This window comes from Pseudomonas sp. R15(2017), from assembly GCF_002112685.1.
GTDB lineage: Bacteria > Pseudomonadota > Gammaproteobacteria > Pseudomonadales > Pseudomonadaceae > Aquipseudomonas > Aquipseudomonas glycinae.
Genome location: NZ_NEII01000006.1, coordinates 210,520 through 233,911, shown reverse-complemented (window position 1 = coordinate 233,911; position 23,392 = coordinate 210,520). Strand labels below are relative to the sequence as shown.

Annotated in this window: 16 protein-coding genes and 1 pseudogene; 16 read left to right on the top strand and 1 reads right to left on the bottom strand. The window is 61.5% G+C overall.

The genetic code is table 11. From position 1 onward, the window contains the following. The first annotated feature begins 63 nt into the window (after positions 1–63). The 6 genes and pseudogenes from CAF77_RS14540 (at position 64) to CAF77_RS14520 (ending at position 7,785) form a co-directional block, all read left to right on the top strand. Positions 64–2,649: a TonB-dependent receptor gene (locus CAF77_RS14540; protein WP_064383737.1), complete on the top strand. Its 2,586-nt coding sequence runs from the start codon at positions 64–66 to the stop codon at positions 2,647–2,649. A 111-nt stretch (positions 2,650–2,760) separates the two neighbouring features. After that, positions 2,761–3,357, top strand: a complete 597-nt coding sequence (locus CAF77_RS14535; protein WP_064383738.1) for a biliverdin-producing heme oxygenase — start codon at positions 2,761–2,763, stop codon at positions 3,355–3,357. 169 nt (positions 3,358–3,526) lie between these two features. Further along, the gene (locus tag CAF77_RS14530; protein WP_011335620.1) at positions 3,527–3,922 is read left to right on the top strand and encodes a YbaN family protein; all 396 of its coding nucleotides are present in this window, start codon (positions 3,527–3,529) and stop codon (positions 3,920–3,922) included. A gap of 102 nt (positions 3,923–4,024) precedes the next feature. Continuing rightward, positions 4,025–5,383 (top strand): annotated as a pseudogene (locus CAF77_RS29730) (HAMP domain-containing protein); the annotation flags it as partial. Between the two features lie 102 nt (positions 5,384–5,485). Then, positions 5,486–6,241 carry a methyl-accepting chemotaxis protein gene (locus CAF77_RS29725; RefSeq protein WP_371320921.1) on the top strand — a complete coding sequence of 252 codons (756 nt, stop codon included), beginning with the start codon at positions 5,486–5,488 and terminating at the stop codon, positions 6,239–6,241. A gap of 197 nt (positions 6,242–6,438) precedes the next feature. After that, positions 6,439–7,785: a CoA transferase gene (locus CAF77_RS14520; protein WP_085654834.1), complete on the top strand. Its 1,347-nt coding sequence runs from the start codon at positions 6,439–6,441 to the stop codon at positions 7,783–7,785. A gap of 74 nt (positions 7,786–7,859) precedes the next feature. Here the strand turns inward: CAF77_RS14520 and arcD (CAF77_RS14515) are convergent, their stop codons facing one another. Continuing rightward, positions 7,860–9,287, bottom strand: coding sequence for an arginine-ornithine antiporter (gene arcD / locus CAF77_RS14515; RefSeq protein ID WP_064383740.1), 1,428 nt, complete (start codon positions 9,285–9,287; stop codon positions 7,860–7,862). Between the two features lie 448 nt (positions 9,288–9,735). Between arcD (CAF77_RS14515) and arcD (CAF77_RS14510) the strand changes: the two genes are divergently transcribed. The 10 genes from arcD (CAF77_RS14510) (at position 9,736) to gcvT (ending at position 23,188) form a co-directional block, all read left to right on the top strand. Beyond that, positions 9,736–11,163 carry an arginine-ornithine antiporter gene (gene arcD / locus CAF77_RS14510; RefSeq protein WP_064383741.1) on the top strand — a complete coding sequence of 476 codons (1,428 nt, stop codon included), beginning with the start codon at positions 9,736–9,738 and terminating at the stop codon, positions 11,161–11,163. Positions 11,164–11,197: 34 nt separating this feature from the next. Then, positions 11,198–12,454 (top strand): arginine deiminase, encoded by a 1,257-nt coding sequence (arcA, locus tag CAF77_RS14505; protein ID WP_039766042.1) that lies wholly within the window; start codon positions 11,198–11,200, stop codon positions 12,452–12,454. Positions 12,455–12,523: 69 nt separating this feature from the next. Beyond that, positions 12,524–13,534 carry an ornithine carbamoyltransferase gene (locus CAF77_RS14500; protein WP_011335626.1) on the top strand — a complete coding sequence of 337 codons (1,011 nt, stop codon included), beginning with the start codon at positions 12,524–12,526 and terminating at the stop codon, positions 13,532–13,534. A 163-nt stretch (positions 13,535–13,697) separates the two neighbouring features. Beyond that, entirely contained in the window at positions 13,698–14,627 is a 930-nt protein-coding gene (gene arcC / locus CAF77_RS14495) for a carbamate kinase (protein WP_085654832.1), read from the top strand. A 62-nt stretch (positions 14,628–14,689) separates the two neighbouring features. After that, positions 14,690–15,052 (top strand): DUF5064 family protein, encoded by a 363-nt coding sequence (locus CAF77_RS14490; RefSeq protein WP_011335628.1) that lies wholly within the window; start codon positions 14,690–14,692, stop codon positions 15,050–15,052. Between the two features lie 198 nt (positions 15,053–15,250). Continuing rightward, positions 15,251–16,759, top strand: a complete 1,509-nt coding sequence (locus CAF77_RS14485) for a sigma-54-dependent transcriptional regulator (protein ID WP_039766033.1) — start codon at positions 15,251–15,253, stop codon at positions 16,757–16,759. Positions 16,760–17,189: 430 nt separating this feature from the next. Next, positions 17,190–17,573, top strand: coding sequence for a glycine cleavage system protein GcvH (gene gcvH / locus CAF77_RS14480; RefSeq protein ID WP_007951190.1), 384 nt, complete (start codon positions 17,190–17,192; stop codon positions 17,571–17,573). Positions 17,574–17,583: 10 nt separating this feature from the next. Continuing rightward, positions 17,584–20,436: an aminomethyl-transferring glycine dehydrogenase gene (gene gcvP / locus CAF77_RS14475; RefSeq protein ID WP_064383743.1), complete on the top strand. Its 2,853-nt coding sequence runs from the start codon at positions 17,584–17,586 to the stop codon at positions 20,434–20,436. Between the two features lie 199 nt (positions 20,437–20,635). Beyond that, entirely contained in the window at positions 20,636–22,012 is a 1,377-nt protein-coding gene (locus tag CAF77_RS14470) for an L-serine ammonia-lyase (RefSeq protein WP_064383744.1), read from the top strand. Positions 22,013–22,063: 51 nt separating this feature from the next. Next, positions 22,064–23,188 carry a glycine cleavage system aminomethyltransferase GcvT gene (gene gcvT / locus CAF77_RS14465; RefSeq protein WP_085654831.1) on the top strand — a complete coding sequence of 375 codons (1,125 nt, stop codon included), beginning with the start codon at positions 22,064–22,066 and terminating at the stop codon, positions 23,186–23,188. Positions 23,189–23,392 lie beyond the last annotated feature (204 nt).

The following is a 23,392-nucleotide window of genomic DNA, read 5'->3' as shown; positions in this document are numbered from 1 at the left end:
TGATTCGCATCTCGCCGGATCAATCAGCACCTATAAAGATTCGTGCGACACGGAGCGCTATCGATGTCCTCACGCCTTACCCGCCAGACTTCTTCCCCTTCCCGCGTGCTGTCGCTGCTGACCGCCGCCATCCTGATGGCCGGCACCGCGCCGCTGATGGCCGCGAACGAACAGCCGGCGCGCAACATGGGCGACTACTCGTTCGCCATCGCCCAGCAACCGCTGGTGTCAGCGCTCAATGCGTTCACCGCCGTCACGGGTTGGCAGGTCGGTTTGCCGGCGCAACTGGGTCAGGACGTGTCGTCGCCGGGCGTACGCGGTTCGCTGCCACCGGAAAAAGCCCTGGAGCGCCTGTTGGTGGGGACCAACCTGAGCTTCCGCAAACTGAGCAACAACAACGTCGTGCTGGAAAAACGCGCCAGCAGTGGCGCGCTCAATCTTGATCAGGTGACCATCAGCGCCACCCGTCAGGAACAGTCGGTGAACAGCGTGCCGGCCACCGTCACCGTACAGACCCGTCAGGATCTGGACCGCAACAACGTCAACACCATCAAGGATCTGGTGCGCTACGAGCCGGGCGTGTCCGTCGGCGGCGCCGGCCAGCGCGGCGGGATCAGCGGCTACAACATTCGCGGCATCGACGGCGACCGCATCCTGACTCAGGTCGACGGCGTCGAAGTGCCGGACGGTTTCTTCAATGGTCCGTACGCCAAGACCCAGCGCAATTACGTCGACCCGGAAATCGTCAAACGCGTCGAAATCCTCCGCGGCCCGGCCTCGGTGCTGTACGGCAGCAACGCCATCGGCGGCGCCGTGAGCTACTACACCCTCGACCCGGACGACATCATCAAGCCCGGCAAAGACGTCGGCGCTCGCCTGAAAACCGGCTACAGCTCCGCCGACGAGAGCTGGCTGAAATCCGCCACCGTCGCCGGTCGCGCCGACCAGTTCGACGGCTTGCTGCACTACAGCCAGCGCGACGGTCACGAAACCGATTCCTACGGCAGCAACAACGGCACGGGCCTGGAGCGCACCGCCGCCAACCCGGAAGACGTGAAAGCCACCAACGTGCTGGCCAAGATCGGCTGGAACTACAACGAAGGTTCGCGCCTGGGCCTGACCTACGAAAAGTACAAGGATGATCGCGACACCGATCAGAAAAGCGCCTACGGCGGCCCGTACTTCAACGGTGCTCCGACGATCCCGAACAGCGTGCTGCCCGGCGGCATGTACCAGTGGCGCACCGGCAACGACACCATCACCCGCGAGCGTTTTGGCCTGGAGCACAGCTTCGAGCTCGACAGCCTGCTGGCGGACAACGTGAAGTGGAGCCTCAACCACCAGACCGCCAAGACCGACCAGAGCACCGACGAGTTCTATTACCCGATCACCCGTAAAGTCCTGCGCACCCGCGACACGATCTACGAAGAAAAACAGTGGGTCTTCGACGCGCAACTGGACAAGGCATTCGCCATCGGTGACACCGATCACGTGCTGACCTACGGCACCACGATCAAGCAGCAGAAAGTCACCGGCTCGCGCAGCGGCGACGGCAAGTGCCTGGCGGTCGGTCGCGGCTGCACCGCCATCGGCGCTACCAGCGCGGCCGACGTCCTGAAGAAGTCCAGCGACTTCCCGGACCCGACCATCAACACCTACAGCCTGTTCGCCCAGGATCAGATCAGCTGGAACAACTGGACCTTCCTGCCGGGCCTGCGCTACGACTACACCCAGCTCAAGCCGCACATCACCCAGGAATTCCTCAACACAGTGGCCGCCGACGGCAATGGCACGGTCACTGATTCGAACAAGACCTGGCATAAAGTCTCGCCGAAATTCGGCCTGACCTACGCCCTGACCGAAAACTACACCTGGTACGGTCAGTACGCCGAAGGCTTCCGCACCCCGACCGCGAAAGCCCTGTACGGCCGCTTCGAGAACAGCACCACCGGCTACAACGTGGCACCGAACCCGGACCTGGAACCGGAAAAGAGCAAAAGCTATGAAACCGGCCTGCGCGGCAACTTCGAGCAAGGCTCGTTCGACGTGGCGGTGTTCTATAACAAGTACCGCGACTTCATCAACGAAGACGCCGTCACCCCTGGCTACGACGAGCTGACCTTCCAGTCGAGCAACATCAAGCACGCCACCATCAAGGGTGCCGAAGTCAAAGGTCGCCTGAACCTCGATTCCTTCGGCGCGCCGCAAGGCCTGTACACCCAGGGTTCGATCTCCTACGCCTACGGACGCAACAACGACAACGGCGAGCCGCTCAACAGCGTCAACCCGCTGACCGGCGTGTTCGGCCTCGGTTACGACCAGGACAACTACGGCGGCCTGCTGAGCTGGACCGTGGTCAAGAAGAAGGATCGCGTCGACGACAGCAACTTCAAGTCGCCGGACGGGGTCAGCAGTCAGTTCAAGACTCCGGGCTTCGGCATTCTCGATCTGGCCGGTTATTACAAGGTCACCGACGACGTCACCGTCAGCGGCGGCATCTACAACCTGACCGACAAGAAATACTGGCTGTGGGATGACGTGCGCGGTTACGACAGCGTCGGCGAAGCCTCGGTGACGCAACCGGCCAACCTCGATCGCCTGACCCAGCCGGGTCGCAACTTCGCGATCAACCTGGTCTGGGATATTTGATCCGGATGACCTCACGGCGCGCATGCATGGCCGCGCCGTGAGGTTTTTTTACTGTCCGGCGCTTGCCCGTACGTCTCGTTATCAAGCGCCTCTTCTTTTCAAGGACATCTCATGAGCACCCCGGAAAAAGCCCTGCGTTCGCAACGCCTGAACCAGATCACCCACGAGCCGCACAGCAAGCTCGATGCGCTGGTCAAGGCCAACGCGCCGTTCGAGACCCGCGCCAATTTCGCTCGTTTCGTGGTCGCGCAGTACCTGTTCCAGTCGGAGCTGGTGGCGCTGTACAACGATGCCGAACTGACCGCCATCGTCCCTGACCTGCCGGCCCGCTGCCGCGCCGAAGCGGCCAGGGCCGACCTCGCCGACCTTGACACCGAAGTGCCTGCGCCCGTCGCCGGCGCGCTGAAGAATCCGAGCAAGGCCCGCGCCCTGGGCTGGATCTTCGTCTCCGAGGGCTCCAAGCTCGGCGCCGCGTTCCTGATCAAACGCGCGGTCGCGCTGGACCTGAGCGAAACCTTTGGCGCCCGTCATCTGGGCGAGCCTGAAGGCGGTCGCGCCGAAGGCTGGAAGCGCTTTGTACGCACCCTCGATTCGCTGCAATTCAGTGCTGAAGAAGAAGCGGAAGTGGAGCAAGGCGCGATCGATGCGTTCAACCGCTTCACCGTGCTGCTGGAACAGGCTTACGCCACAGAAGCCGAACCGGCCTGATCCCAGCCACACCGTAAACCCTGTGGGAGCTGGCTTGCCAGCGATGACGGCGTGTCAGACAACATCCCTGTCGACTGACCGGACGCTATCGCTGGCAAGCCAGCTCCCACAAGGAATTGCGTAAGTCTGTAAGATTCCCACCCTGTCACATAAGCCTCTCGCTGAGCCAATGCCCCAACCCGCCGCCTCCCGACTCGCCCGCCTGCTGTTCGGCCTGCTCGCCTATGTCAGCCTCGGCATCGGCCTGATCGCCATCGTCGTGCCCGGCCTGCCGACCACCGAGTTCATCCTGCTCGCCGCCTGGGCCGCGACCCGCAGTTCGCCGCGCCTGAGTGCCTGGCTGGAAAACCATCGGCTGTTCGGCCCGATCCTGAGCAACTGGCGTAACGGCAAGATCATCGCCCGCAAGGCCAAGGTCAGCGCCACCGTCAGCATGTTGCTGTGCGCCACGCTGATGCTGGTAATGCTCGATCACGGCTGGCCGATCTATCTGGCGATTGTGGGGATGACGATGGGCAATCTGTGGATCTGGTCACGACCGGAAGCGCTGCCGAAGATTTCCTGATTTTTCCCTTGTTTTCAGGGTATTTACCCGCGCAAACGTTTAGCCATGACCGTTCGTCGGCATGCGGCTCATGCCCCCTCGCCCCGCGCCGATGAGCATTGAATGGCGCTGAATGGATTTGGCGAACCGGGCACCTTCCTGCCTCTTAGCCAACAGCTCATCCATTCGCGAGAACGTCCCATGTTCGACTCTCTGTCCATTCGCCTGAAAATCGTCCTGCTGTCCGGCCTGTGCCTGCTCGGTGTAGTCGCGCTGATCGTTGGCATCAATATTTACCAGACCAACCAGAACGACGAACTGGTCAGCACTTCCAGCAGCAAGATGCTCACCGCCAGTGTGCAGGACCTGCTGCAGGCCAAGGCTGCCGAACAGGCGGTGCAAGTGCAGAAAACCTTCGGCGAGAGCCTGCTGGTGATCACCGCCCTGGCCGACCAGGTCAAGGACATGCGCGTCATGGCTGCCAAGCGTTCGCTGGACGCCGGCGCCCTGCGTGAAGAGTTGAACCAGAGCCTGAAAACCGCCTTCGAACGCAACAGCAAGGTGCTTGGCATCTGGCTGGCGTTCGAACCCAACGGACTGGACGGCAAGGACAGCGAATTCGCCAACGATGCCGCGCGTCAGTCCAACGAGGCGGGGCGTTTCGCCAGTTACTGGAGCCGTGCTGCGGGTCCGTCGCTGAACACGATCATGGTCGAAGACGACATGAACAAGACCACCCTCAGCGTCAGCGGCACGCCTTACAACAGCTGGTACACCTGCCCTCGCGACAACAAACGTACCTGCCTGCTTGATCCTTACGCCGACACCGTGGGCGGCAAGGAAATGCTCATGACCACCATTTCCGTACCGTTGCTGGTGGACGGCAAGGCCATCGGCGTGGTCGGTGTCGACATCGCCCTCGACGCACTGCAAGCGGCGGCCGTCAATTCCCAGCGTGAGCTGTTCAACAGTGCCGGACACATGCTGATCGTCTCCGGCAGCGGCGTGCTGGGCGCCTACAGCACCGACGCGACCAAGGTCGGCAAAGGCATCACCGAAACCCTCGGTGCCGAAGGCAAGGACATCTTGCAACTGCTGAGCGCCGGCACGCCGAAGATTCTCGAACAGGGCGACCTGATCCGCGCCGTGTACCCGGTCGATCCGATTGGCAACTCCCGGGCCTGGGGCGTGGTCATCGACCTGCCGAAACAAGTGCTGCTGGCCGACTCGGTCAAGCTCCAGGCAGTGCTCGACGACGCGCAGGAAACCGGCATGATTACCGCGTTGGCGGTGGCCGTGATCGCCGGCCTGATCGGTCTGGTGCTGATCTGGCTGACCGCCTCCGGCGTGACCCGCCCGATCAACAGCGTCGCCGAAATGCTGAAGAACATCGCCAGCGGCGAAGGCGACCTGACCCAGCGCCTGAACTACACCAGGAAAGACGAACTGGGCGAACTGGTGAACTGGTTCAACCGCTTCCTCGACAAGCTGCAACCGACCATCGCCCAGATCAAACAGAGCATCACCGAGGCCCGTGGCACCGCCGATCAATCGTCGGAAATCGCCCGCCAGACCAGCGAAGGCATGCAGGTGCAGTTCCGCGAGATCGATCAGGTAGCGACCGCCTCCAACGAAATGAGCGCCACCGCCCACGACGTGGCCAACAGCGCCTCGAACGCTGCCAACGCGGCGAAAGGCGCCGACCAGTCGGCCAAGGACGGGATGTCGATCATCGAGCGCAGCACCCGTGACATCAATCAACTGGCCGATGAAGTCAGCAAAGCGGTCACCGAGGTCGAAGAGCTGGCAGTCAACAGCGAGCAGATCGGTTCGGTGCTGGAGGTGATCCGCAGCATTGCCGAGCAGACCAACCTGCTGGCGCTGAACGCCGCGATCGAAGCGGCCCGTGCCGGTGAAAGCGGTCGTGGTTTTGCGGTGGTGGCAGATGAAGTCCGTAACCTCGCCAAGCGCACCCAGGATTCGGTGGAAGAAATCCGCGTGGTGATCGAACGCATCCAGACCGGCACCCGTGGCGTGGTCGCGACCATGCACTCGAGCCAGACCCAGGCCCACAACAACGCCGGGCAGATCCGCCAGGCCGTGGACGCCCTCGGCAAGATCAGCGACGCGGTCACCGTGATCAGCGACATGAACCTGCAGATCGCCAGCGCCGCAGAACAGCAAAGCGCGGTGGCCGAAGAGGTCAACCGCAACGTCTCGGCGATCCGCACCGTCACCGAAACCCTGACCGAACAGGCCACCGAATCGGCGGCGATCAGCAGCCAGCTCAATGCCCTGGCCAGTCAGCAGATGAAATTGATGGATCAGTTCCGCGTGTAATCGCAGTCGCCCTGAACCCCTGTGGGAGCTGGCTTGCCAGCGATGGCGGTAGATCAGTCGATACATTGTCGACTGGCACTGCGTAATCGCTGGCAAGCCAGCTCCCACAGGGACCGGTGATGTCCGGTCAATCGGGGATTTCATCTAAGCCAACAGCGTTTTGCACTATTCTGCCCTCTCGTTCCGGAGGGCCTTCGATGACTGATCTGCTCAAGTCCATTCAAGCCGCGCTCGGCTTGTCCCGCACACCGATTCCGTTCACCGGCGAGGGCGCCCTGCCCTCGGCGTTTGCCGTCACCGACCTTGCCTGCGCGAGCATTGCCGCTGCCGGGCAAGCGGTCGGCGAACTCCTTCAGCAGCAAACCGGCAACTTGCCCAGCGTAGAAGTCGACTGTCGCCTCGCCTCGTTCTGGTTCGCCACCTCGCTGCGGCCGATCGGCTGGGAAGTGCCGCCGCTGTGGGATCCGGTGGCCGGCGACTATGCGACCAAAGACGGCTGGATCCGCCTGCACACCAACGCCCCGCATCACCGCGCCGCCGCTGAAAGCGTGCTCGGCGCCTGTGCCGACCGCGCGGCCATGGCGGCGAAAGTCGCGCAATGGGCCAGTGCCGATCTGGAGCGAGCGGTGGTCGAGGCCAAGGGTTGTGCGGCTGAAATGCGCAGTTGGGAACAGTGGCAGAAACATCCCCAAGGCTTGGCGGTGAATGCCGAACCCTTGGTGCATTTCAGTGACGGGAAAGAAGAAAGTCATCAACCCTGGCAAGGCTCGGTGGCGCGGCCATTGGCCGGGCTCAAGGTGCTCGATCTGACCCGCGTACTGGCCGGCCCGACCGCCAGCCGCTTCCTCGCGGGGCTCGGCGCCAACGTCCTGCGCATCGACCCGCCGACCTGGAACGAACCCGGCGTGGTGCCGGAAGTGACCCTCGGCAAACGTTGTGCGCGACTGGATCTGCATGAGCCAGCAGATCGTGCAGTGTTCGAAAGTTTGCTCAAGGATGCCGACATTCTGTTGCACGGCTATCGCGCCGACGCCCTTGAACAACTTGGCTTCGGCGTCGAACGCCGCCGACAACTGGCGCCGGGGTTGATCGATGTCTGCCTCAACGCCTACGGCTGGAGCGGCCCGTGGCAGAACCGTCGGGGTTTCGACAGTCTGGTGCAGATGAGCAGCGGAATCGCCGAGGCCGGGCAGCGCTGGAAGCAGGCGGACAAACCGACACCGCTGCCGGTGCAGGCACTGGATCATGCGACGGGGTATCTGATGGCAGCGAGTGTGATTCGGTTGCTGGCTGAACGGTTACGCAGTGGTCGAGGTGGATCGGCGCGGTTGTCGCTGGCGCGGACGGCGAAGTTGTTGATCGAGCATGGACCGGGGACTGACCAGGCGTTGCTTCCGGAAAATCCACAGGATCAAAGCTTGAGCTTGGAGCAGACACCATGGGGGCCGGCACATCGGCTTCAGGCGCCGCTGCGTATTGCTGGAACGCCGTTGCAGTGGACTTTGCCGGCAACTGAATTGGGTTCACATCGGGCGCAGTGGTGACCTCTCCACCGTTTTCGCGAGGAAACCGGGCATCGCCGGCCAGTCGTAAGCCCCCTGATAGTCGAGCCGCAATCTCACAGAGATAACACGCCGCTGTACAACCCGTAGGCCGCGAGCCCGGCCCCCGCAATGACGCAGGTGAAAATCCCCTTCTCGAGCGTGGTGAACAACGGCTCGCCCTGCTCATGCTTGGCCTTGGCGAACAGGATCACCCCCGGCGCATACAGCAGCGCCGACAGCAGCAAATATTTCACCCCGCCGGCGTACAGCAACCACACTGCGTAGCACAGGGCGATACCGCCGATCAGCAGATCCTTGGTGCGTTCGGCGGAGGCATGTTCATAGGTTTCCCCCCGCCCGCTGAGCAATACGGCATAGGCTGCCGACCACAGATACGGCACCAGAATCATCGACGACGCGAGGTAAATCAGACTGGTGTAAGTGCCGGCGGAAAACAGCGTGATCAGCAGGAAAATCTGGATCATCACATTGGTCAGCCACAACGCATTGACCGGCACATGGTTGGCGTTTTCCTTTTTCAGGAACGCCGGCATCGTGTTGTCCCTGGCGGTGGCGAACAGGATCTCGGCGCACAACAGCGCCCACGACAACAACGCACCGAGCAATGAAATGGCCAGGCCCACGCTGATCAGCAGCGCACCCCATGGCCCGACAATGTGTTCCAGTACGGCGGCCAGCGACGGGTTCTGCAAGGTCGCCAGTTCCGGCTGGCTCATGATCCCCAGCGACAACACATTGACCAGCACCAGCAGCGCCAGCACACCGATGAAACCGATCACCGTGGCCCGTCCGACATCCGAGCGCTTCTCCGCCCGCGCCGAGTAAACGCTGGCGCCTTCGATACCGATGAACACGAACACGGTGACCAGCATCATGTTGCGCACCTGATCCATCACGCCGCCGAAATTCGGATTGCTGCGGCCCCAGATGTCGCGGGTAAACACGTCAGCCTTGAAGGCCACGGCGGCGATGACCACGAACATGATCAGCGGAATGATCTTGGCCACGGTGGTCAACTGATTGATCAGCGCGGCTTCCTTGATCCCGCGCATCACCAGAAAGTGCACCGCCCACAGCAACACCGAAGCGCAGCCAATCGCAATCGGCGTATTGCCCTGGCCGAATACCGGAAAGAAGTAGCCGAGGGTGCTGAACAGCAACACGAAATACCCGACGTTGCCCAGCCAGGCACTGATCCAGTAACCCCACGCGGACGAAAAGCCCATGTAATCGCCGAACCCGGCCTTGGCGTAGGCATACACGCCGGAGTCCAGTTCCGGCTTGCGATTGGCCAAAGTCTGGAACACGAACGCCAGGGTGAGCATGCCGATTGCGGTGATGCCCCAGCCGATCAGGATGGCGCCGGCATCGGCTCGGGCTGCCATGTTCTGCGGCAGGGAAAAAATCCCCCCGCCAATCATCGAACCCACCACCAGGGCGATCAGTGCGCCAAGGCGCAGTTTTTGCGTCGGTTGCGACATTCCAGCGTCTCCAGGTTCCCAGGGCGGCATGGGCCGCGAAACCGTTATACAACCGGCTATTAACTAAATGGATAAAGCGTATGACGTTTATTGAATAACGCCAACTTACAACCGTTATATATAGCCATCGGCACTAACGCATAGCACGTTCAGACAATTTTGTGCGCGAATCCTGATAAATCAATTCTGTACTGAAAACAGCGCTGAAAAATTTGCCAAAACCTGAAAAGGAACTAGCGTGATAATTCGAAAGTAATAGGATCCATTCTTAATTATTTCCCCAAAAAGCCTCTAGGACGGGCCTTACAGACAATAGCCTTATGCCTTCATCCGGTTCATAAGTCATTCATTAACAATGGAATGTGACCATGCACTGATCTAAGTCAGCTGTTTGAAAAGCCAACAGAACTACGCTGTGAACTCTTCTCTCCTGCAATGGAGTCATGCAATGTCTGAAGCTCCCGGAAAACTACGACTAGGTGCACTGGTCGCGTTGGTAGTCGGCTCAATGATCGGTGGCGGGATATTCTCTTTGCCACAAAACATGGCCGCCAGTGCCGATGTCGGCGCGGTACTGATTGGCTGGGCCATCACCGCTGTCGGCATGCTCACCCTCGCTTTCGTCTTTCAAACCCTCGCCAATCGCAAGCCTGACCTGGACGGCGGTGTCTACGCCTACGCCAAGGCCGGTTTCGGCGATTACATGGGTTTCTCCTCGGCCTGGGGTTACTGGATCAGTGCCTGGCTGGGCAACGTCGGTTACTTCGTTCTGCTGTTCAGCACCCTCGGCTACTTCTTTCCGATTTTCGGGGAAGGCAACACCGTTGCAGCCGTGATCGGCGCCTCTGTCCTGTTATGGGCCGTGCACTTCCTGGTACTGCGCGGGATCAAGGAAGCGGCGTTCATCAACCTCGTGACCACCGTCGCCAAGGTCGTGCCGCTGCTGCTGTTCGTATTGATCGCGATCTTCGCCTTCAAACTGGACATTTTCACCGCCGATATCTGGGGCGTGAAAAACCCGGATCTGGGCAGCGTGATGAACCAGGTGCGCAACATGATGCTGGTCACCGTGTGGGTGTTCATCGGCATCGAAGGCGCGAGCATCTTCTCGGCCCGGGCGGAAAAACGTTCGGACGTCGGCAAGGCGACCGTGATCGGTTTCATCACCGTGCTGCTGTTCCTGGTGCTGGTGAACGTGCTGTCGCTGGGCATCATGACCCAGCCGGAACTGGCCAAACTGCAGAACCCGTCGATGGCCGCCGTGCTGGAACACGTGGTCGGTCACTGGGGCGCGGTGCTGATCAGCGTCGGTCTGATCATCTCGCTGCTCGGGGCGTTGCTATCGTGGGTGCTGCTGTGTGCGGAGATCATGTTCGCCGCCGCCAAGGACCACACCATGCCGGAGTTCCTGCGCAAGGAAAACGCCAACCACGTGCCGGTCAACGCCCTGTGGCTGACCAACGCGATGGTGCAGCTGTTCCTGATCATCACTCTGTTTTCGGCCAGCACTTACCTGTCGCTGATCTACCTCGCCACCTCGATGATTCTGGTGCCGTACCTGTGGTCGGCGGCCTACGCCCTGCTGCTGGCGGTGCGCGGCGAAAGCTACGAAGGCTTCGCGGCCGAACGGCGCAAGGACCTGATCATCGGCGCCATCGCCCTGATCTACGCGGTCTGGCTGCTTTACGCCGGTGGCGTGAAGTACCTGCTGCTCTCGGCCCTGCTCTATGCCCCCGGCGCGATCCTGTTCGCCAAGGCCAAGCTCGAACTCAAACAACCGGTTTTCACCAACGTCGAGAAGCTGATTTTCGCCGCAGTGGTCGTGGGCGCCCTGGTGGCTGCCTACGGACTGTATGACGGCTTCCTGACTCTGTAATTGCCCAACGTTTTCACTCTGGAGGATCACTGAAATGACCACGGAAAAAGCTAAGTACGGCGTCCATTCCGAAGCCGGCAAACTGCGCAAAGTCATGGTTTGCTCCCCAGGTCTGGCCCATCAGCGGCTGACCCCGAACAACTGCGATGAACTGCTGTTCGACGACGTGCTGTGGGTCGCTCAGGCCAAGCGCGACCATTTCGACTTCGTGACCAAGATGCGTGAGCGCGGGATCGACGTGCTGGAAATGCACAACCTACTGACCGACATCGTCGCCATCCCGGAAGCGCTGGACTGGATCCTCGAGCGCAAGGTCACCGCCGATTCGGTGGGCCTGGGCCTGATCAACGAAGTCAAATCCTGGCTGAAAAGCCTGGAGCCGCGACACATCGCCGAATTCCTGATCGGCGGCGTGTCCGCCGATGACCTGCCGGACAGCTTCGGTGGCAAGACCATCCAGATGTTCCGCGACTTCCTCGGCCACTCCAGCTTCATTCTGCCGCCGCTGCCGAACACCCAGTTCACCCGCGACACCACCTGCTGGATCTACGGTGGCGTGACGCTGAACCCGATGTACTGGCCGGCCCGTCGTCAGGAGACCCTGCTGACCACCGCCATCTACAAATTCCATCCGCAATTCACCAACGCCGATTTCGAGATCTGGTACGGCGACCCGGACAAGGATCACGGCAGCTCGACCCTCGAAGGCGGCGACGTCATGCCAATCGGCAACGGCGTGGTGCTGATCGGTATGGGCGAGCGCTCGTCGCGTCAGGCCATCGGCCAACTGGCGCTGAACCTGTTCAAGAACAAGGCCGTGGAAAAAGTCATCGTCGCCGGCCTGCCGAAGTCTCGCGCGGCGATGCACCTCGATACCGTGTTCAGCTTCTGCGACCGCGACCTCGTCACGATCTTCCCGGAAGTGGTGAACCAGATCGTCGCCTTCACCCTGCGCCCTGACGAAAGCAAACAGGGCGGCATCGACATCCGTCGCGAAGAAGGCACGTTCCTCGACGTCGTGGCCAAAGCCCTCAACCTGCCGAAACTGCGCGTCGTAGAAACCGGCGGCAACAGCTTCGCCGCCGAACGCGAGCAATGGGACGACGGCAACAACGTGGTGGCCGTGGAGCCGGGCGTGGTCATCGGCTACGACCGCAACACTTACACCAACACCCTGCTGCGCAAGGCCGGGGTCGAGGTCATCACCATCAGCGCCGGCGAACTCGGTCGCGGCCGTGGCGGTGGCCACTGCATGACTTGCCCGATCATCCGCGACCCTATCGATTACTAAACGACCATCTCCCCGGCCGCACCTATCCCGTCGCGGCCGGGCCGATTACCGAATCCAAGGAGAATCATCATGGCGTTCAACATTCATAACCGTAACCTGCTCAGCCTGGAACACCACACCCCACGTGAGCTGCGCTACCTGCTCGACCTGTCCCGCGACCTCAAGCGCGCCAAATACACCGGTACCGAGCAACAACACCTGAAGGGCAACAACATTGCCCTGATCTTCGAAAAAACCTCGACCCGCACCCGTTGCGCATTCGAGGTCGCCGCTTATGACCAGGGCGCCAACGTCACCTACATCGACCCGAATTCTTCGCAGATTGGCCACAAGGAAAGCATGAAGGACACCGCCCGCGTTCTGGGGCGCATGTATGACGCCATCGAGTACCGTGGCTTCAAGCAGGAAATCGTCGAAGAACTGGCCAAGTTCGCCGGCGTGCCGGTGTTCAACGGTCTGACCGATGAATATCACCCGACCCAGATGATTGCCGACGTGCTGACCATGCGTGAGCACGCCGACAAGCCGATCCACGAGATCAGCTACGCCTATCTGGGCGATGCGCGCAACAACATGGGCAACTCGCTGCTGCTGATCGGCGCCAAACTCGGCATGGATGTGCGCATCTGCGCGCCGAAAGCCCTGTGGCCGCACGACGATCTGGTCGATCGCTGCAAAAAATACGCAGAGGAAAGCGGCGCCCGCATCACCCTGACCGAAGACCCGAAAGCGGCGGTCAAAGGCGTGGACTTCATCCACACCGACGTCTGGGTATCGATGGGCGAGCCGGTGGAAGCCTGGGCCGAGCGTATCCAGCAACTGCTGCCGTATCAGGTCAACGCCGAGCTGATGAAAGCCACCGGCAACCCGCGCACCAAGTTCATGCACTGCCTGCCGGCGTTTCACAACAGCGATACCAAGGTCGGCAAACAGATCGCCGAACAGTATCCACACCTGAAAAACGGCATCGAAGTGACCGACGACGTGTTCGAGTCGCCGGCCTGCATCGCCTTCGAGCAAGCGGAAAACCGCATGCACACCATCAAGGCGATTCTGGTGTCGACTTTGGCAGACCTGTAACCCGACTTTGGCACTGATCGTTCCCACGTCGAGGCGTCGAACCGTCTGCGTCGGAATGCCGCCACGGACGCTCCGCGTCCGCTGTGACGCAGAGCGTCACGGGATGCATTCCCACGCAGGAGCGTGGGAACGATCAGCGATCAACACGAAAAGGACATGCACCATGCGTATCGTCGTAGCTCTGGGCGGTAACGCCCTGCTCCGCCGTGGTGAGCCGATGACCGCTGACAACCAGCGCGCCAACATCCGCATCGCCACCGAGCAAATCGCCAAGATCCATCCCGGCAATCAACTGGTCATCGCCCACGGCAATGGTCCGCAAGTCGGCCTGCTGTCGTTGCAGGCGGCGGCCTACACTTCCGTCACCCCTTACCCGCTGGACGTGCTCGGTGCCGAAACCGAAGGCATGATCGGCTATATCATCGAACAGGAACTGGGCAACCTGCTGGACTTCGAAGTCCCGTTCGCCACCCTGCTCACCCAGGTCGAAGTCGACGCCAACGACCCGGCTTTCAAGAACCCGACCAAACCGATCGGCCCGGTCTATGAGAAGGCCGAAGCAGAAAAACTCGCCGCTGAAAAAGGCTGGGCCATCGCCCCGGACGGCGAAAAATTCCGTCGTGTGGTGGCCAGCCCCCGGCCGAAACGCATCTTTGAAATCCGTCCGATCAAGTGGCTGCTGGACAAGGGCAGCATCGTGATCTGCGCCGGCGGTGGCGGCATTCCGACCATGTATGGCGCTCACGGCAAGCTGCAAGGTATCGAAGCGGTGATCGACAAAGACCTGTGCTCGGCGCTGCTGGCCGAACAGCTGGAGGCGGATTTGCTGGTGATCGCCACCGACGTCAACGCGGCGTACATCGACTTCAAGAAACCCACCGAGAAAGCCATCGCCCAGGCCCACCCGGACGAACTCGAGCGCCTGGGCTTCGCCGCCGGCTCCATGGGGCCGAAGGTGCAGGCAGCCTGTGAATTTGCGCGCCATACTGGCAAGGTCGCGGTGATCGGTTCGCTCTCGGACATCGAAGCCATCGTCCAGGGCACCGCCGGGACGCGAGTCAGCACGGCGACACCGGGCATCACCTACCGATAAAAAGAAACTCCGGGGGCAGACCTCAGGTCTGCCCTTCTCCCATGCCTTGAAAGGAGAAAACCATGGCCCAGTTCGAACCCGGTCATTTGCATATCGAGCGGCATGCGTTGACTGACGACGACGTCAATTACAACGTGCACCTCGACTATGAAGTGTTCACCGATCCCCAGAAAGGCAAAGGGATACAGTTCACCCTGCATGGCAGCATGCAGGGCAAAGAGGTCAACGAACCGTTCTTTCTGCCCAAGGAGGAAGCCTACAACTTCGCCCGCAACGTGACGCAGATTGCCGAAAAGTACGGCATTCCCAAGAGCCACAGCCAGATCGGCTCGGTGCACAAGCATTACGACCTGATGTTTGAAGACATCCGCATGAAGTTGAATATGAAATCCGGGGATCCGGTCAATCCCGAGCATTTCGAGTAACACTTTTCTACTGATCGTTCCCTCGCTCTGCGTGGGAACGCCGCCATGGACGCTCCGCGTCCACTGTGACGCAGAGCGTCACGGGATGCGTTCCCACGCAGGAGCGTGGGAACGATCAGCGCAGGACGCAGATTTCACCAATTCCCCGCCCCAAGGCATACTTGCCCCCCTCCGCACTCCAGAACCCAGAACCGCCCCATGCGTATCCACGTCAGCTTCATCGACCGCGTCGGCATCACCCAGGAAGTCCTGGCTATCCTCGGCGGGCGCAATCTCAATCTGGATGCGGTGGAAATGATCCCGCCGAACGTCTACATCGACGCCCCGACCTTGAGCCCGCAAGTGCTCGAAGAACTGAAAGATGCGCTGTTTCGCGTGCGTGGTGTAGAAGCAGTGACCGTGGTCGACATTCTCCCCGGCCAGCGCAGGCACTTGCAGCTCGACGCGTTGCTCGCAGCGATGACCGATCCGGTGCTGGCGCTGGACAGTGCCGGCAAGGTGCTGCTGGCCAACCCGGCGCTGATCGCCCTGTACGGTCGTGAACCGGCGGGCGAAAGTGTCTCGGAACTGTTCAACGATCCGGGCCTGCTCGAAACCTTGCTCGAACAGGGCTTCCGCCTGCCGCTGCGGGAAATCACCGTCAACGGCCAGACCCTGTTGCTGGACGCCACGCCGATCACCGACGCCGGCGCCTTGCTCACCCTGTATCAACCCAACCGCATCGGCGAACAACTCTCGGCGTTGCACCACGACCATGCCGAAGGCTTTGATGCGCTGCTCGGTGAATCGCCGCCAATCCGCACACTCAAGGCTCGCGCCCAACGCGTCGCGGCCCTCGATGCGCCGCTGCTGATCCAGGGCGAAACCGGCACCGGCAAGGAACTCGTCGCCCGCGCCTGCCACGCCATCAGCGCCCGGCACAGCGCACCATTCCTCGCACTGAACTGTGCGGCCCTGCCGGAGAACCTCGCCGAGAGCGAACTGTTCGGCTACGCCCCCGGCGCCTTCACCGGCGCACAACGCGGCGGCAAACCGGGACTGATGGAGTTGGCCAACCAAGGCACGGTGTTCCTCGACGAGATCGGCGAGATGTCGCCGTACTTGCAGGCCAAGCTGCTGCGCTTTCTCAACGACGGCAGCTTCCGTCGGGTTGGCGGTGACCGAGAGGTAAAGGTCAACGTGCGGATCCTCAGCGCCACCCACCGCGACCTGGAAAAAATGGTCAGCGAAGGCCTGTTCCGCGAAGACCTGTTCTACCGCCTCAACGTGCTCAACGTTGAAGTGCCGCCGTTGCGCGAACGCGGTCAGGACATTCTGTTGCTGGCGCGCTATTTCATGCAGCAGGCCTGCGCGCAGATCCAGCGCCCGGTCTGCCGCCTCGCTCCGGGCACTTACCCGGCGCTGCTCGGCAACCGCTGGCCGGGCAACGTGCGGCAATTGCAGAACGTGATCTTTCGCGCCGCCGCCATTTGCGAAAGCAGCCTGGTGGACATCGGCGACCTCGACATCGCCGGCACCTCCGTGGCACGCCAGACCGACACCGATGTCGACAGCCTGGAAGAAGCGGTCGAAGCCTTCGAAAAATCGCTGCTGGAAAAGCTCTACGTCAGCTACCCCTCGACCCGCCAACTGGCCAGCCGCCTGCAGACCTCGCACACCGCAATCGCGCATCGGCTGCGCAAGTACGGCATCCCCAACAAGCCCTGAACACACTGCATCCCTGTGGGAGCTGGCTTGCCAGCGATAGCGGTGGGTCAGTCACTTTCATTGTTGGCAGTGCCACCGTCATCGCTGGCAAGCCAGCTCCCACAGGGTTAATCGGAACGCAAGATATCCGCCCAAAAGCGACCTCCATCTGTACTGAAAGCGCTACAGCGGAACGATATCGCTACAACTTCCTCCGATCACCGCTGTGCAAGGCTTTGATCCGGTTCAGCTTTTTTCTTCGCCCTGCACTGTAGCGATTTCGCTACAGCCAACGTGATCGCGCTCACCCACAAATCAATCAAGCCATTGATTTATAACGATATTTTTACATTGGCCGCGTTCTTGCTAAGTAACCGTTCATAAAATCAGGGCATTGCCGCCCGAGTATTCCACCGCGTCCACCAGACGAGTCTGGCCCCTAGGAGATTCCATGAGCGAGTTGCGTTTTACTGAAGATCACGAATGGCTGCGCGCCGAAGCCGATGGTTCTGTCACCGTTGGCATCACCGCTTTCGCGCAGAACGCCCTGGGCGACGTGGTGTTCGTGCAACTGCCTGAATTGCAGGCGTACGAGAAAGGCGCCGAAGCCGCCACCGTGGAATCGGTAAAAGCCGCCAGCGGCGTTTACATGCCGCTGGACGGTGAAGTTCTGGCCACCAACCCGGCCCTGGAAGACAGCCCTGAGCTGGTCAACGAAGATCCGCTGGGCGAAGGCTGGTTCTTCCGCTTCAAGCCAGCCGATGCTTCCGCCGTCGCCAAGCTGCTGGATCAGGACGCCTACGACCGCCTGATCAAAGCCCAAGCCGAAGCCTGAGGAACCTGACATGACCCAAGTAAATCTCGGCACCGCCAACGAATTCATCGCCCGTCACATCGGCCCGCGCGCCGGTGACGAGCAAGCCATGCTCAACAGCCTCGGCTTCGACTCGCTCGAAGCCCTGAGCGCCAGCGTCATCCCGGAAAGCATCAAGGGCACCAGTGTGCTCGGTCTGGATGACGGCCTGAGCGAAGCCGATGCCCTGGCGATGATCAAAGGCATCGCCGGCAAGAACCAATTGTTCAAGACCTACATCGGCCAGGGTTACTACAACTGCCACACGCCGTCGCCGATCCTGCGCAACCTGCTGGAAAACCCGGCCTGGTACACCGCTTACACTCCGTACCAGCCGGAGATTTCCCAGGGCCGTCTCGAAGCGCTGCTGAACTTCCAGACCCTGATCAGCGACCTCACCGGCCTGCCGATCGCCAACGCCTCCCTGCTCGACGAAGCCACCGCCGCTGCCGAAGCCATGACCTTCTGCAAACGCCTGAGCAAGAACAAGGGCAGCCACCAGTTCTTCGCCTCGATCCACAGCCACCCGCAAACCCTCGACGTGCTGCGCACCCGTGCCGAGCCGCTGGGCATCGACGTGGTCGTGGGCGATGAGCGCGAGCTGACCGACGTCACACCGTTCTTCGGCGCGCTGCTGCAATACCCGGCCAGCAACGGCGATGTATTCGACTATCGCGAACTGACCGAACGCTTCCACGCTGCCAACGCACTGGTGGCCGTGGCCGCTGACCTGCTGGCTCTGACCCTGCTGACCCCTCCGGGCGAGTTCGGCGCCGACGTGGCCATCGGCAGCGCGCAGCGCTTCGGCGTGCCGCTGGGCTTCGGTGGCCCGCACGCGGCTTACTTCTCCACCAAAGATGCGTTCAAGCGCGACATGCCGGGCCGTCTGGTCGGTGTCTCGGTTGACCGTTTCGGCAAACCGGCCCTGCGTCTGGCGATGCAAACCCGCGAGCAACACATCCGCCGCGAGAAAGCCACGTCGAACATCTGCACCGCACAAGTGCTGCTGGCCAACATCGCCAGCATGTACGCCGTGTACCACGGCCCTAAAGGCCTGACCCAGATTGCCAACCGCGTGCATCACCTGACCGCGATTCTGGCCAAGGGCCTGAGCGCACTGGGCGTGACCGTCGAGCAAGCCAGCTTCTTCGACACCCTGACCCTGGCCACCGGCGCACAAACCGCCGCGCTGCACGACAAGGCTCGCGCCCAACAGATCAACCTGCGCGTGATCGACGCTCAACGTCTGGGCCTGTCGGTCGACGAAACCACCACCCAGGCCGACATCGAAACCCTGTGGGGCCTGTTCGCCGACGGCAAGACCCTGCCGGATTTCGCTGCGCTGGCCGCTGCCGCGCAAAGCACGATTCCGGCTTCGCTGGTGCGTCAGTCGCCGATCCTCAGCCACCCGGTGTTCAACCGCTATCACTCGGAAACCGAGCTGATGCGCTACCTGCGCAAACTGGCGGACAAGGATCTGGCGCTGGATCGCACCATGATCCCGCTGGGCTCGTGCACCATGAAACTCAACGCCGCCAGCGAAATGATCCCGGTGACCTGGGCCGAATTCGGCGCCCTGCACCCGTTCGCCCCCGCCGAGCAAAGCGCCGGTTACCAGCAACTGACCGACGAACTGGAAGCAATGCTCTGCGCTGCCACCGGTTACGACTCGATCTCCCTGCAACCGAACGCCGGCTCTCAGGGTGAGTACGCAGGTCTGCTGGCGATTCGCGCCTACCACCAGAGCCGTGGCGAAGACCGTCGCGACATCTGCCTGATCCCGTCGTCCGCCCACGGCACCAACCCGGCGACCGCCAACATGGCCGGCATGCGCGTGGTCGTGACCGCGTGCGACGCCCGTGGCAACGTGGACATCGAAGACCTGCGCGCCAAGGCCATCGAGCACCGCGAACACCTCGCGGCGCTGATGATCACCTACCCGTCGACCCACGGCGTGTTCGAAGAAGGCATCCGCGAAATCTGCGGCATCATTCATGACAACGGCGGCCAGGTGTACATCGACGGCGCCAACATGAACGCGATGGTCGGCCTCTGCGCACCGGGCAAGTTCGGCGGCGACGTCTCGCACCTGAACCTGCACAAGACCTTCTGCATCCCCCACGGCGGTGGCGGCCCGGGCGTCGGCCCGATCGGCGTGAAATCGCACCTGACTCCGTTCCTGCCGGGCCACGGCCAGATGGAGCGCAAGGAAGGCGCGGTCTGCGCAGCACCGTTCGGCAGCGCGAGCATTCTGCCGATCACCTGGATGTACATTCGCATGATGGGTGGTGCAGGTCTAAAGCGCGCTTCGCAACTGGCGATCCTCAATGCCAACTACATTTCCCGTCGCCTGGAAGAGCACTACCCAGTGCTGTACACCGGCAGCAACGGTCTGGTGGCGCACGAGTGCATCCTCGATCTGCGCCCGCTGAAAGACAGCAGCGGCATCAGCGTCGATGACGTCGCCAAGCGTCTGATCGACTTCGGCTTCCACGCCCCGACCATGTCGTTCCCGGTGGCCGGCACGCTGATGATCGAGCCGACCGAAAGTGAATCCAAGGAAGAGCTGGACCGTTTCTGCGACGCCATGATCCGCATCCGCGAAGAAATCCGCGCGGTGGAAAACGGCACGCTGGACAAGGACGACAACCCGCTGAAGAACGCTCCGCACACTGCGGCAGAGCTGGTCGGCGAGTGGACTCACCCGTACAGCCGCGAACAAGCGGTGTACCCGGTGGCGTCGTTGATCGAAGGCAAGTACTGGCCGCCGGTCGGTCGCGTCGACAACGTGTTCGGCGACCGCAACCTGGTCTGCGCCTGCCCGTCGATCGAAAGCTACGCTTAAACGAATGGGGGCAATCATCTGCCCCCACTTCCAACAACACCGCAAAACCTGTGGGAGCTGGCTTGCCAGCGATGAGGGTGGATCAGTCTCCACTTCCATTGCCTGACACACCGCCATCGCTGGCAAGCCAGCTCCCACAAGGAAATGCATCAAGCCTGATATCCCGCCAATTCCTATAACAAGAAACCGGAGAACAACCATGTCGTTAAGCGTGTTCGACCTGTTCAAGATTGGCATCGGACCCTCCAGCTCCCACACCGTCGGCCCGATGCGCGCAGCTGCGCGCTTCGTCGAAGGCCTGCGCCGGGAAAACCTGTTGTCGGCCACCACCAGCGTCAGGGTCGAGTTGTATGGATCCCTCGGCGCCACCGGCAAGGGCCACGGCAGCGACAAGGCCGTGCTGCTGGGTCTGGAAGGTGAACACCCGGACACCGTGGATACCGAAACCGTCGCCACCCGTCTCTCGGAGATCCGTGGCAACGGGCGTTTAAACCTGCTCGGTGAACACAGCATTGCGTTCAACGAGAAAGAACACCTGGCAATGATCCGCAAACCGTTGGCCTATCACCCCAACGGCATGATCTTCCGCGCCTTCGATGCGGCGGGATTACAGATCCGCAGCCGCGAGTACTACTCGGTCGGCGGTGGTTTTGTGGTCGACGAAGATGCGGCCGGCGCCGACCGCATTGTCGAAGATGCCACCGCGCTGACCTTCCCGTTCAAGAGCGCCAAGGACTTGCTTGGCCACTGCACTACCTACGGTCTGTCGATCAGTCAGGTGATGCTGACCAACGAAAGCGCCTGGCGCCCGGAGGCGGAAACCCGCGCCGGCCTGCTGAAAATCTGGCAAGTGATGCAGGACTGCGTGGCCGCCGGCTGTCGCAACGAAGGCATTTTGCCGGGTGGCCTGAAGGTCAAGCGGCGGGCGGCGGCGTTGCACCGGCAACTGTGCAAGAACCCGGAATCGTCGCTGCGCGATCCGCTGTCGGTGCTGGACTGGGTGAACCTCTACGCTCTGGCCGTCAACGAAGAAAACGCCAACGGCGGGCGCGTGGTCACGGCACCGACCAACGGCGCGGCGGGGATCATTCCTGCGGTGCTGCATTACTACATGCGCTTCATTCCCGGCGCGAACGATGACGGCGTGGTGCGTTTCCTGCTCACCGCCGCGGCCATCGGCATTCTGTACAAGGAAAACGCCTCGATTTCCGGCGCCGAAGTCGGCTGTCAGGGCGAGGTCGGCGTGGCCTGTTCGATGGCGGCCGGGGCGTTGTGCGAAGTCCTCGGTGGCAGCGTGCAGCAAGTGGAAAACGCCGCCGAAATCGGCATGGAACACAACCTCGGCCTGACCTGCGATCCGATCGGCGGGCTGGTTCAGGTGCCGTGCATCGAGCGCAACGCCATGGGCTCGGTCAAGGCGATCAACGCCGTGCGCATGGCCATGCGCGGAGACGGGCAGCATTTCGTCTCCCTCGACAAGGTCATCCGCACCATGCGCCAGACCGGCGCCGACATGAAAAGCAAATACAAGGAGACCGCCCGTGGCGGTCTGGCGGTCAACATTATCGAGTGTTAATTAGCCCCCTCTCCCTGCGGGAGAGGGTTGGTGTGAATCAAGGAGTTCCGCATGTCCACCGAACAATTGTCGAAAACCCCGCTGCACGCTCTGCACATCGAACTCGGCGCCCGCATGGTGCCGTTCGCCGGCTACGACATGCCGGTGCAATACCCGCTGGGCGTGATGAAAGAACACCAGCACACCCGTGAGCAGGCCGGGCTGTTCGATGTCTCGCACATGGGCCAGATCCGCCTGACCGGCGCCAATGCCGCCAAAGCCCTGGAAACCCTGGTGCCGGTGGACATCATTGACCTGCCGGTGGGCATGCAGCGCTACGCGATGTTCACCAACAAAACCGGCGGTATTCTCGATGACCTGATGGTCGCCAACCTCGGCAACGACGAACTGTTCCTGGTGGTCAACGCCGCGTGCAAGGACCAGGATCTGGCCCATCTGCAAAAACACATCGGCGACCAGTGCAAGATCGAGCAACTGTTCGAAGAACGCGCCCTGCTCGCCCTGCAAGGCCCCGCCGCCGTGACCGTGCTGGCACGCCTGGCACCGGAAGTGGCGAAAATGACTTTCATGCAATTCACTCGCGTGAAGCTACTGGGCGTTGACTGCTTTGTCAGCCGTTCGGGCTACACCGGTGAAGACGGTTTCGAAATCTCGGTTCCGGCAGTCGACGCGGAAAAACTCGCCCGCGCCCTGCTGGCCGAACCGGAAGTCGCCGCCATCGGCCTCGGCGCCCGTGACTCGCTGCGCCTGGAAGCCGGCCTGTGCCTGTACGGCCACGACATGAACACCGAGACCACCCCGTTCGAAGCCAGCCTGCTGTGGGCAATCTCCAAACCTCGGCGTGCCGATGGTTCGCGCGCCGGTGGTTTCCCGGGTGCGGAGCAAGTCTTCGCTCAACAGCAAAACGGCGTGTCGCGCAAACGCGTCGGCCTGCTGCCGCAAGAGCGTACGCCGGTCCGAGAAGGTGCAGAGATCGTCAACGAATCGGGCGAGATCATCGGCAGCGTGTGCAGTGGCGGTTTCGGCCCGACCCTGGGCGGTCCGTTGGCCATGGGTTACCTGGACAGCGCCTACGTCGCACTCGATACGCCAGTCTGGGCGATTGTTCGTGGGAAAAGGGTGCCATTGCTTGTAAGCAAAATGCCATTTGTTCCACAACGCTACTATCGCGGTTGATTGACTGTTTCTATAAGTAACGGGATTGCGTTATGCGTGCACTAATGTGTAACGCAATCGCCATAAAACAGTGCACTCTGTTTACATTCGATTCGAATATGAACTTGGCTTATAACGTTCGAAAACAATTGAACAAGCCAATCGAATAAGCCGGACTAGTGAATCGACTAAGTGCCAGCAAGCGCAGGAAAACCGGGGCCTTCG

Bases quoted from the DNA above. Each gene is read 5' to 3' on its own strand.
- CAF77_RS14540 (WP_064383737.1), top strand. From the start codon at position 64: ATGTCCTCACGCCTTACCCGCCAGACTTCTTCCCCTTCCCGCGTGCTG.
- CAF77_RS14535 (WP_064383738.1), top strand. From the start codon at position 2,761: ATGAGCACCCCGGAAAAAGCCCTGCGTTCGCAACGCCTGAACCAGATC.
- CAF77_RS14530 (WP_011335620.1), top strand. From the start codon at position 3,527: ATGCCCCAACCCGCCGCCTCCCGACTCGCCCGCCTGCTGTTCGGCCTG.
- CAF77_RS29725 (WP_371320921.1), top strand. From the start codon at position 5,486: ATGCAGGTGCAGTTCCGCGAGATCGATCAGGTAGCGACCGCCTCCAAC.
- CAF77_RS14520 (WP_085654834.1), top strand. From the start codon at position 6,439: ATGACTGATCTGCTCAAGTCCATTCAAGCCGCGCTCGGCTTGTCCCGC.
- arcD (WP_064383740.1), bottom strand. From the start codon at position 9,287: ATGTCGCAACCGACGCAAAAACTGCGCCTTGGCGCACTGATCGCCCTG.
- arcD (WP_064383741.1), top strand. From the start codon at position 9,736: ATGTCTGAAGCTCCCGGAAAACTACGACTAGGTGCACTGGTCGCGTTG.
- arcA (WP_039766042.1), top strand. From the start codon at position 11,198: ATGACCACGGAAAAAGCTAAGTACGGCGTCCATTCCGAAGCCGGCAAA.
- CAF77_RS14500 (WP_011335626.1), top strand. From the start codon at position 12,524: ATGGCGTTCAACATTCATAACCGTAACCTGCTCAGCCTGGAACACCAC.
- arcC (WP_085654832.1), top strand. From the start codon at position 13,698: ATGCGTATCGTCGTAGCTCTGGGCGGTAACGCCCTGCTCCGCCGTGGT.
- CAF77_RS14490 (WP_011335628.1), top strand. From the start codon at position 14,690: ATGGCCCAGTTCGAACCCGGTCATTTGCATATCGAGCGGCATGCGTTG.
- CAF77_RS14485 (WP_039766033.1), top strand. From the start codon at position 15,251: ATGCGTATCCACGTCAGCTTCATCGACCGCGTCGGCATCACCCAGGAA.
- gcvH (WP_007951190.1), top strand. From the start codon at position 17,190: ATGAGCGAGTTGCGTTTTACTGAAGATCACGAATGGCTGCGCGCCGAA.
- gcvP (WP_064383743.1), top strand. From the start codon at position 17,584: ATGACCCAAGTAAATCTCGGCACCGCCAACGAATTCATCGCCCGTCAC.
- CAF77_RS14470 (WP_064383744.1), top strand. From the start codon at position 20,636: ATGTCGTTAAGCGTGTTCGACCTGTTCAAGATTGGCATCGGACCCTCC.
- gcvT (WP_085654831.1), top strand. From the start codon at position 22,064: ATGTCCACCGAACAATTGTCGAAAACCCCGCTGCACGCTCTGCACATC.